The following is a 1,683-nucleotide window of genomic DNA, read 5'->3' on the forward strand; positions in this document are numbered from 1 at the left end:
GTCCGCGCCGCGATCCTGGTGCTACTGGCCGAGCGACCCATGCACGGCTACGAGATGATCCAGGAGATCGCCGAGCGCAGCCAGGACCTGTGGCGCCCCAGCCCCGGCTCGGTCTACCCGACACTGCAGCTGCTGGTCGACGAGGGCCTGATTGTCGGCACCGAAACCGAAGGCAGCAAAAAGCTTTTCGAGTTGACCGACGCCGGCCGAGCCGCTGCGGAGAAAGTCGAGACACCACCGTGGGACGAGATCGCCGACGGTGTCGACCCCTCCCATCTGAACCTGCGCGCCGCCGTTGGGCAACTGTTCGGCGCCGTAGCGCAATCCGCGCACGCCGGCAGTGCCGAGCAGCAGCAACGCATCATCGAGATCGTCAACAACGCTCGCCGCGAGATCTACACGATCCTCGGCGAAGACGACTGACCGTCCTCCGGTGAGCAGACGCAAAAGCCCCGCACGCCTCGGCGTGTCGGGGACTTTTGCGTCTGCTCGCCACTACACCTCAACCCAATCCAGCGTGCGCTGCACGGCTTTGCGCCATCCCGCATACCCTGCCGAGCGCTCGTCATCGCTCCAGCGCGGCGTCCACCGGGTGCCCTCTTGCCAATTCGCCCGCAGCTCATCCGGGTCGGCCCAGAAGCCGACCGCCAAGCCCGCCGCGTAGGCCGCGCCTAACGCAGTGGTCTCGGCGACCACCGGCCGCACCACGTCGACACCCAAGACGTCAGCCTGAATCTGCATGCACAACTCGTTGGCGGTAATCCCGCCGTCGACCTTCAGCACCTCAAGGCGCACACCCGAATCCGCTTGCATCGCATCGACCACATCGCGGCTCTGGTAGCAGATCGACTCCAACGTCGCGCGGGCCAAATGTGCGTTGGTGTTGTAACGCGACAACCCGACGATCGCGCCACGGGCGTCGGATCGCCAATACGGTGCGAACAAACCGGAAAACGCCGGAACGAAGTACACCCCGCCGTTGTCGTCGACCTGACGGGCCAGTGCTTCGCTTTGCGCAGCTCCGCTGATGATTCCCAACTGGTCGCGCAGCCATTGCACCGCCGAACCGGTCACAGCGATCGAACCCTCAAGCGCGTAAACGGGTTTGGCATCGCCGAACTGATAACACACCGTCGTCAGCAGGCCGTTACCGGACCGGACGATCTGCTCGCCGGTGTTCAGCAGCAGAAAATTACCGGTGCCGTAGGTGTTCTTGGCCTCGCCGGGCTCCAGACATACCTGACCGACCATCGCCGCATGCTGGTCACCGAGAATCCCGGTGATCGGCACCTCGCCGCCCAGCGGTCCCGCCTCCACCGTGACGCCGTAGGGCTGGCGCGGTGACGACGCGGCGATCGACGGCAGCATCGCGCGCGGGATGTCGAAAAAGGACAGCAACTCGTCGTCCCAGTCCAGCGTCTCCAAGTCCATCAGCATGGTTCGGCTGGCGTTGGTGACATCGGTGACATGAACTCCGCCGCGAGGTCCGCCGGTCAGATTCCACAGCAGCCAGGTGTCCGGCGTACCGAAGACGGCCTCGCCACGCTCGGCAGCTGCGCGCACTCCCTCCACATTCTCCAGAATCCATTGCAGCTTGCCGCCGGAGAAGTACGTGGCCGGCTGCAGACCGGCTTTACGCCGGATCACGTCGCCGCGACCGTCGCGGTCGAGCGCCGACGCGAT

The 1,683-nt window shown here is 65.3% G+C and carries 2 protein-coding genes; one reads left to right on the forward strand and one right to left on the reverse strand.

The window, feature by feature from the left end; all coding sequences use genetic code 11:
- A partial coding sequence (locus tag WBF82_RS22710) for a PadR family transcriptional regulator (protein ID WP_424385182.1) occupies positions 1–423 on the forward strand: 423 nt, incomplete at its 5' end.
- 72 nt (positions 424–495) lie between these two features.
- On the opposite strand, the gene glpK is transcribed toward WBF82_RS22710, so the two are convergent.
- A partial coding sequence (gene glpK, locus WBF82_RS22715) for a glycerol kinase GlpK (RefSeq protein ID WP_424385183.1) occupies positions 496–1,683 on the reverse strand: 1,188 nt, incomplete at its 5' end.

It is taken from the genome of Mycobacterium sp., from assembly GCF_049673265.1.
In the GTDB taxonomy this organism is placed as follows: Bacteria; Actinomycetota; Actinomycetes; order Mycobacteriales; family Mycobacteriaceae; genus Mycobacterium.